At 60.4% G+C, this 7,957-nt stretch carries 9 protein-coding genes and 1 tRNA gene; 6 read left to right on the top strand and 4 right to left on the bottom strand.

Annotation, left to right across the window (positions count from 1 at the left end; genetic code table 11):
* Positions 1-42 precede the first annotated feature (42 nt).
* The gene (locus IG169_RS02375; protein ID WP_193174525.1) at positions 43-1,167 is read right to left on the bottom strand and encodes a sugar ABC transporter substrate-binding protein; all 1,125 of its coding nucleotides are present in this window, start codon (positions 1,165-1,167) and stop codon (positions 43-45) included.
* A gap of 187 nt (positions 1,168-1,354) precedes the next feature.
* Here IG169_RS02375 and IG169_RS02370 point away from each other — a divergent pair, with 187 nt between their 5' ends.
* Entirely contained in the window at positions 1,355-2,047 is a 693-nt protein-coding gene (locus IG169_RS02370) for a GntR family transcriptional regulator (protein ID WP_246717058.1), read from the top strand.
* A 244-nt stretch (positions 2,048-2,291) separates the two neighbouring features.
* Here IG169_RS02370 and IG169_RS02365 read toward each other — a convergent pair whose 3' ends face one another.
* Both IG169_RS02365 and IG169_RS02360 read right to left on the bottom strand, forming a co-directional pair.
* Positions 2,292-2,927, bottom strand: a complete 636-nt coding sequence (locus IG169_RS02365; RefSeq protein ID WP_193174524.1) for a tyrosine-type recombinase/integrase — start codon at positions 2,925-2,927, stop codon at positions 2,292-2,294.
* A gap of 439 nt (positions 2,928-3,366) precedes the next feature.
* Positions 3,367-3,456 (bottom strand) — tRNA-Ser (locus tag IG169_RS02360).
* Between the two features lie 263 nt (positions 3,457-3,719).
* Here IG169_RS02360 and IG169_RS02355 point away from each other — a divergent pair.
* From IG169_RS02355 to IG169_RS02340, 4 genes are all read left to right on the top strand, one after another.
* Positions 3,720-4,394, top strand: a complete 675-nt coding sequence (locus IG169_RS02355) for a 50S ribosomal protein L21 (RefSeq protein ID WP_193174523.1) — start codon at positions 3,720-3,722, stop codon at positions 4,392-4,394.
* Positions 4,395-4,483: 89 nt separating this feature from the next.
* Entirely contained in the window at positions 4,484-4,753 is a 270-nt protein-coding gene (rpmA, locus tag IG169_RS02350; protein WP_193174522.1) for a 50S ribosomal protein L27, read from the top strand.
* Between the two features lie 111 nt (positions 4,754-4,864).
* Positions 4,865-5,473 (top strand): GNAT family N-acetyltransferase, encoded by a 609-nt coding sequence (locus tag IG169_RS02345; protein WP_246717057.1) that lies wholly within the window; start codon positions 4,865-4,867, stop codon positions 5,471-5,473.
* Positions 5,474-5,519: 46 nt separating this feature from the next.
* The gene (locus IG169_RS02340) at positions 5,520-6,023 is read left to right on the top strand and encodes a DUF3833 family protein (RefSeq protein ID WP_193174521.1); all 504 of its coding nucleotides are present in this window, start codon (positions 5,520-5,522) and stop codon (positions 6,021-6,023) included.
* Here IG169_RS02340 and IG169_RS02335 read toward each other — a convergent pair.
* Positions 6,013-6,837, bottom strand: coding sequence for an endonuclease/exonuclease/phosphatase family protein (locus IG169_RS02335; protein WP_210325810.1), 825 nt, complete (start codon positions 6,835-6,837; stop codon positions 6,013-6,015). The two genes, IG169_RS02340 and IG169_RS02335, sit on opposite strands and share 11 nt — an antisense overlap.
* Positions 6,838-6,921: 84 nt before the next feature.
* Between IG169_RS02335 and obgE the strand changes: the two genes are divergently transcribed.
* Positions 6,922-7,956, top strand: coding sequence for a GTPase ObgE (gene obgE / locus IG169_RS02330; protein ID WP_193174520.1), 1,035 nt, complete (start codon positions 6,922-6,924; stop codon positions 7,954-7,956).
* Position 7,957 lies beyond the last annotated feature (1 nt).

Here is a 7,957-nt window from a genome sequence, read left to right as displayed (position 1 = left end):
GGGGGCGGCGGCCGACGCCGCCCCCGAAATGCTCTGCTGGGCTCAGAGCTCGGGCTGACCCACGAGCGCGGCGTTGAAGCCGACCTCGGGGGTTTGGGCCGAAAAGATTGACGCAAACCAGCCAGGATTGGGAACAAGCGAAGGAAGGAAGGCATTGCAACCATTCTTCATCTCCTCCCAAGTGCCCTGTTCGCACAACTGCACCGTCTCGTTGGTGACAATCGGAAGCGGCAGGATGGTAAGCTTCGGAACTTCCTTGCCTTCGAGGGCCTGCACCGCCAGCTTCAGAGCCAGGGCGCCGGAGTAAGGCGGCGAGGCGTAGGAAATACGCGGCGCCCCAAGCGGCGCGTACGGGCTGGCCGCCCCTTCGACCTCGGTGCCCAAAGGCAGCATTTGGATTCGCCCACCGTTGGCGCCTTCACCGGCACAGGGGAGCAATTCTTCGGGCGTCTTGCCAGCCTCGAGCTGCATTGCATTGGCGGTATAGCAGCCGACCTGCATCCAAAGCCCGTCGATGTCATCCCAGCTTTGCGTGGCCATGATCTTGGAGAGCTCGGTCCGCGCCACAGCCTGGCTCCACATCCCGACCGCCTCGCCGACGATCTTGATGTCGGGATGCTTCGCGAACACTTCCTTCGCCGCCGCCGTGCGCTGGGTGTCAACCGAAGTGCCGGGCACGCCGGTAATGGCGATGATATTGCCTTTGCCGCCGAGCTTGTCGACCAGCCATTCCGCGGTCACGCGCCCGGCTTCCTCCTGGTCGATATGGACGTTGTAAGCGCATTCCTCGGTGATTTCGGCGTCATACGCGAAGACCAGAACGCCCTTGTCGCAAGCATTCTTGACCACCTGATTAAGGGCAGTCGGCGAAATCGGGAAAATCACGATGGCGTCCGCTCCCTGCTGAACCATCGCGTTGATTTGCTGGATCTGGCGCTGTGCGTTGGGTCCGGAAACCTGAACCTGCAAATCGACCTTGTCGGCCATGCTGGAAGACGCCGCCATGGCCTTTACCATGTTCGCGGCTTCGGCCTGCCAGTCATTGCCGATGTAACTCATGCTCAGGAAAATCTTGTACTTGTCCTGCGCCTGCGTCGTACCGACGGTCAGCCCGCCAGCCACGGCCACCGCGGCCGCTACGCTCAAACATTTCGCGAAAAATTTCATTCCTTTCCTCCCTTTCATAACGCCGGAACCGTCCTCGATCTGGACAACGCTATGTTTTGATCATAGATCATGAATATATAATCACGCAAGTTCCGTTTTGGCCGAATTTGCTATAAAAAGGTGACTTTGGAATCTCCGACCAATAGGTATCGACGTCGCCGGTGCCGCATTTGGAGACGACCGCCGAATGGAAAAGGGAAAAATGGGAACAGGGATCAAAAAGCTGGAGGTGTCCGTCGAACCCTTGACGCGGGACACGCTCCAGGAGCGCGTCTATCGGCAAGTCGCCGGCCTGATTCTCGATGGCGGGATCGCGCCGGGACAGCAAGTAACCATTCAGGGATTGGCCGAGGCCTTTCACGTCAGCGCAATGCCGGTCCGCGAAGCGTTGAAACGACTGACCGCCGCGCATGCGCTCACCATCGTATCGGGCCGCTCCATCGGAATCCCTCCCCTGACCCTCGAACGGCTCACCGACCTTCGCAACGTGCGCATACAGGTGGAGGGAGCCGCAACATCGTGGGCGGCCAAGCACGTGGACGACAGGACGATCGCCGATTTGCGCGGGCTCCTCACCCAGATGGAACAGGCCACCGCCTCAGGGGACACCAAGGGATATCTGCAGGCAAACCGCGCCTTTCACTTCACGATCTATCAAGCGGCGCAGTCGCCTACACTGGTCAGCATCATCGAGAATCTCTGGCTGCAGATCGGACCCTATCTCAATCTCCTGCGCGAGTCGGGGAACTACGTCTCCTCAAACGTCCACCACAACGACATCGTCAACGCACTCGCGCGCCATGATTGCGACGCTGCGGAAGCTGCAATGGCGTGCGACATAGACGATGCATATGACGTGCTGGCAAAAGTGCTCGCCTGATTGCTTTGGCTTTTTCGTGTGGGACGCGAAATTTAACAACGCCCGACAGACATCCAACAGAATCAGCTGCGAAGCGGCATACGATCCGAGCACCGGGATGCAGCCGGAAATGAAGCAATTATCGGCCGATACGGCCGTGATCCGAAAATGCAATCGGGCATGCCGGATATTCCTCGGAAGTCAGTTTCGGGTTCAAAGCGGCCGGTTCGACGTGGAGCGGAAACTGTCCACTCCACCCCCGTTTTCAGACATCAATTTGCTCTGACAGCGCGAGCGCATCATCCACCTCGACACCGAGATAGCGAACGGTGCTTTCAATCTTGGTGTGGCCGAGCAAGAGCTGGACAGCGCGTATGTTGCCGGTACGGCGATAGATTAGTGTCGCCTTTGTTCGCCTGAGCGAATGGGTGCCGAACAACGTGGCGTCCAGGCCGATGCTCGCGATCCAGCTGGAGACCAGTCTCGCATACTGACGTGTTGAAAGGTGCGCATCCGTATTGTCACGGCTTGGAAAGAGATAGGAGCTTTGTTGGTGTTTCCTTGCTCTCAGATATGCCTGCACCGATTGCCTGGTTTGCTCCGTGATCTCGAACCTGACGGGCCCGCCGGTTTTTCTCTGCCTGATGATCGCCCGATCGATGCATTGACCACTGGGAGCGATTTCTTCGGTTCGCAGGCTAACCACGTCACAACCCCGCAGTTTGCTGTCGATTGCCATGTTGAACAATGCGAGGTCGCGGATCTTGTTGGCCAGTTGAAGGCGAGTGCGAATGGCCCAGACATGTTTTGGCTGGAGCGGCGGCTTCTGGCCGGTCAGCCTTCCCTTGTTCCAGGGACGCTTTTTTGCAGGCAGGAAGCGAATGAGGTTCGTGTTTTCCATTTCAACAACTCCTGTTTTTCAAACAGGGTCATTGTGAAGTGCCGGCAATAGCCCTCAAGGCCAACAATCAATTCGAGCCCGATAAAGGCCGAATTTCAATAAGGAGCGTCTGCTTTCAGGGCCAAAGCTGACGTCAGCCAGATTCAGGAAGACCGGCCGTTTTTTGACCCAAACCGGTCGTCCGTCCAAACTGTAACGAAGGCCGGTTTTCCGCTCATTTCGGCTGAACGCGCGTGAAATAGCCATCCCTAGCGAGGGTTTGCTCTCCGGGATCACCGATCGACCGAATGCACTATGCTGTGCGCTTGGGCTTACGACATGCAGCGGATTTAGTTTTCTCTTAGGCGGCCATCATGCCCTCTAAATGCATACCATAGTGCACACCGATAAGAAGAACGGCAAATTACCTTTTAAAGGCCAAGCACTTAGAAACAGACAGTGGCGGAGAGGGGGGGATTCGAACCCCCGATACGGTCACCCGTATGCCGCATTTCGAGTGCGGTGCATTCGACCACTCTGCCACCTCTCCGCGGCGGCTTTGACAAGCGGGCCGGTCATTAGCTGGCTATGACGGCGAACACAAGCCTTCGTCACCGAAAAGCTTGACTTTTCGTCACACCCGGATCATAGGGAGGCCGCTGGCGCGGGAATTCCGCGCCGCTTTGGTTTGTGTCCGGCAAAGACCGGAGGCAAAATCACAACGAAACCGTCACGACTGACCAAAAAGACGGCCTGCCCCGCCGCGCATGCGGAGGATGGCAAGAGCCGGACCGAACACGAAAGGACATAAAGATGTTCGCAGTCATCAAGACGGGTGGCAAGCAGTACCGCGTTGCCGCCCAGGATCTGCTGCAGATCGAAAAAGTTGTCGGCGACGCCGGCGACGTCATCGAATTCAACGAAGTGCTCATGGTGGGCGAAGGCGCTGACGCGACCGTCGGCGCGCCCTTCGTGGACGGCGCCCTTGTCACGGCGGAAGTCGTCGAGCAGGGCCGCGCCCGCAAGGTGATCGCGTTCAAGAAACGCCGCCGCCAGAACTCCAAGCGCACCCGCGGCCATCGCCAGCACCTGACGACCGTGCGGATCTCCGAGATCCTGACCGGCGGCGCCAAGCCGTCGAAGAAGGCTGCCGCAAAGAAGCCGGCGCCGGCGAAGGAAGAGACCAAGGCTGCGGCTCCGAAGGCCGAAGCGCCCAAGGCGGAGAGCAAGCCTGCCAAGAAAGAGGCTGCCGCTCCGGCGGCTGCCGCGACGCTGTTCACCGCGCCGGAAGGCGAGGCCGACAAGCTGACCAAGATCAAGGGCATCGGCCCGGTCGCCGAAAAGCAGCTCAACGAGCAGGGGATCATCACCTACGCGCAGATCGCCGCCCTCACCGCGGACGACATCGCCAAGGTGGACGAGAACATGCCGTTCAGCGCCGACCAGATCAAGGATTGGCAGGAACAGGCAAAAGCCCTGATCAAGTAAGCAACAACACGGTGCGCAGGGTTGTAAAATCGGCCCTTTGCCACCATAAGGACAGAAAACGCGCTTAAGTGCGCGGCAGGAGACAGAAAATGGCACACAAGAAAGCTGGTGGTTCGTCGCGTAACGGTCGCGATTCCGAATCCAAACGTCTTGGCGTGAAGAAGTTCGGTGGCGAGCGCGTCATTCCGGGCAACATCCTCGTGCGTCAGCGCGGCACGAAATGGCATCCGGGCGTCAATGTCGGGATCGGCAAGGATCACACGCTCTTTGCCCTGACCGAAGGCGCCGTGGAATTCAAGGCGAAGGCCAATGGCCGAACCTATGTATCCGTGATGCCGATGCAGGAAGCCGCAGAATAAGCCGGAGCCAAACATAGTCCGGTGTCTCACAACCCGGAAACAGGCACAGGCCAAACGATGAGGGGAGATGGGACACCGCCATCTCCCTTTTTTGTTTGAAAAGACCGACCGATGATCAACACAGCGCCGAATGACAGCATGCATCGTCTGACCGATCTGAGTTACGACACGCCGGTCCTGCTGACCGAGCGTCTCGTGCTGCGCCCGCCGCACCGCGATGACCGCGAGGAACTGGCGGCCATCGCCAACAACCGGCAGATCGCCGAGATGACGTCGCGCATGCCCTTCCCTTACGGTCTTGGCGACGCCGAAACCTTCATCGACCGCTGCATCGGTGGCGAACATGAGGGCTATGTCTACGCCATCACCCAGGCCGAAACCGGCCATCTGATGGGGTTTTGCAGCCTCGAGAAGCGCGAACGGTCCGGCGGTTTCGAAATCGGCTTCTGGCTTGGCGAAGCCTATTGGGGCGCCGGCTACGCCACCGAGGCGGCCAGCGCGCTTGTCGACCAGGCCTTCCGTTCGACCGGAGCGGAACGCGTGCATGCGGTCTGCCGCACGGTGAACGCGCGCTCGCGCAACGTCATCGCCAAATGCGGTTTCGCCTTCGTAGGCCTCGACGAGACCGACACCATATCGGTCGGCCGCGTCCCGGTGGAGCGCTACGTTCTCGACCGCGGTTCGTGGCTCGCCCGCAAGGCGAACGGAAAGCCGACCTGATCCGGCGCGCCGGAAAACACGTATGGGCGATAAAGGGAGATCGTCCATGTCTTTTCTGCGCACCTTTCTCGGAACGACCATCGCGGCGCTTCTCGTCGCAGGCCCCGCCTCCGCTACCGAACTGCGGCTGGAAGACTTTTTTCAGGGCCGCACAACCGCGACCGGCAGTTTCCGGTCGATCACCGGTTTGAGGCGCCAGTTCGACGTCGTCCTGCATGGTCGCTGGACCGGCAAGACTCTCGTGTTGCGCGAAGACTTCCGGTATGCCGACGGCGAGCGCGACACCAAAACCTGGCGTTTCAGGAAAACCGGCCCGAAAACCTATGTCGGCACCCGCGAAGACGTCATCGGCGAGACAAAGGTGCGTCTCGACGGAAACAGCGCCTATTTCAGCTACCGGGTTGATCTCGATCCCGGCGAAAAGCGTAATGTTGTCCGCTTTCATGACCGGCTTGAACTATCGGACGACGGCCGCCGCATCGCCAACACGGCTTGGGTCTTCAAGGGGCTTTTACCGGTCGCCCGCGTCAGGGTCGATTTCAGGCGTTGATCTGCATCCAGACCGGCATGTGGTCCGATCCTCGCGCGCTCTGGTCCACCCGCGCCTCTCCCATCCGCTCGGCAAGCGCCGGCGTGGCGAAGCCGTAGTCTAGCCGTTTGTTGGGCTGCTTTTTCTCCGGATCGGTCCAGCTCCACTCGGAATCGGACGCCGTCACGTCGACGAGATGGCCGTCTTCGGAAACAACGGCCCGATATTCGGCGAGATCCGGCTCGAGATTGAAGTCGCCGAGCAGGATGAAGTCCTCGGCAATCGGTAATTCCGAGTAGCCGAATTCGCCGATCCCGGTGACGGCGGTGCCGGTGCGCGGCGCCGAAAATGCGATCTGCTTCAGCGCTTCGATCTGGCCGAGACGTTCATCTGGGTCGATGTGATCGAGATGCACGGAATAAAACCGGATCGGACCCTTGGGCGTGTCGATCAGGGCCTCCAGTGCGCCACGTTGCAGGTTGAGCGAGGCGGTGCGCGCCGAACGCGGCAGGAGATGGCCGCGCGAGGACAGGATCGGCCAGCGCGAGACGACCATGTTGCCGAACTGGAACCGGGTCTGCACCGCCTTCCCGTCGGCCACCCGGCTGCCGAAATCGATGTCGGCCGGCATGTGATGAACGGTAAACCGGTCCGGCAGCAGTGCCTCGATCTCGGCGACCATGTCGCGGCCCTGGTTGCGCATGAAGCCGCGCGTCACTTCCTGGAAGGCGATGACGTCGGCGTCGCGCACGGCATCGACGATGCGTTCGAGATCGTAGGCGCCGTCGAGCCCGATGCCGAACTGGATGTTGTAAGTGACAACCTTGATGGTCATTTTCCGTTTCCCGATTTCATTCTCGCGCTTTCTGCCGCAATGCGGTAGACGGGGCCGAAACTGAACCACTTAGATAACAGAACCATGAAATTCCTCGATCAGGCAAAGGTCTATATCCGCTCCGGCGACGGCGGCGCCGGCGCCGTATCCTTTCGCCGTGAAAAATACATCGAATTCGGTGGCCCCGACGGCGGCGACGGCGGCCGCGGCGGCGACGTATGGGTGGAAGCGGTCGAGGGCCTGAACACGCTGATCGATTATCGCTACCAGCAGCATTTCAAGGCCAAGACCGGCATTCATGGCATGGGCCGCGACAAGACCGGCGCCAAGGGCGCTGACGTCACGCTCAAGGTTCCGGTCGGCACGCAGATCTTCGAGGAAGACAACGAAACGCTGATTTGCGACCTGACCGAGGAAGGACAGCGCTTCCTGCTCGCCAAGGGCGGCAATGGCGGCTTCGGCAATGCCCATTTTAAAACCTCGACCAACCAGGCCCCGCGCCGCGCCAATCCGGGTCTCGAAGGCCAGGAACGCACCATCTGGCTGCGCCTCAAGCTGATCGCCGACGCCGGTCTCGTCGGCCTGCCGAACGCCGGCAAGTCGACGCTTCTGGCCAGCGTCACCGCCGCCAAGCCGAAGATCGCCGATTACCCGTTCACGACGCTGCATCCCAATCTCGGCGTCGTGCGCATCGACGCGCGCGAATTCGTCCTCGCCGACATCCCCGGCCTGATCGAGGGCGCCCATGAGGGCGTCGGCATCGGCGACCGCTTTCTCGGCCATGTCGAGCGCACCAACGTCATCCTGCACATCGTCTCGGCGGTGGAGGAAGACCCGGCCAAGGCCTACCGCACGGTGCGCCGCGAACTGGAAGCCTATGGCCACGGCCTGACCGACAAGCCGGAGATCGTCGCGCTGTCGCAGATCGATGCCGTCGACGCCAGGACGATTGCCGAGAAGGCGAAAGCGCTGAAAAAGGCGGCGAAGAAGGAGCCGATGCTGTTCTCCTCGGTCAGCCGCGACGGGCTTGAGGAAGTGTTACGCGCGCTGATGGCCCATATCGAGGAAAAGCGGAAGGACGAGGAGCCGGTCGAGGACGATCCGCGCTGGCAGGTGTGAC

This window comes from Oricola nitratireducens (assembly GCF_014904745.1).
Classification (GTDB): domain Bacteria; phylum Pseudomonadota; class Alphaproteobacteria; order Rhizobiales; family Rhizobiaceae; genus Oricola; species Oricola nitratireducens.
Note: the sequence above shows the minus strand (reverse complement) of the source record. Positions and strands in the feature narration are given on the sequence as shown.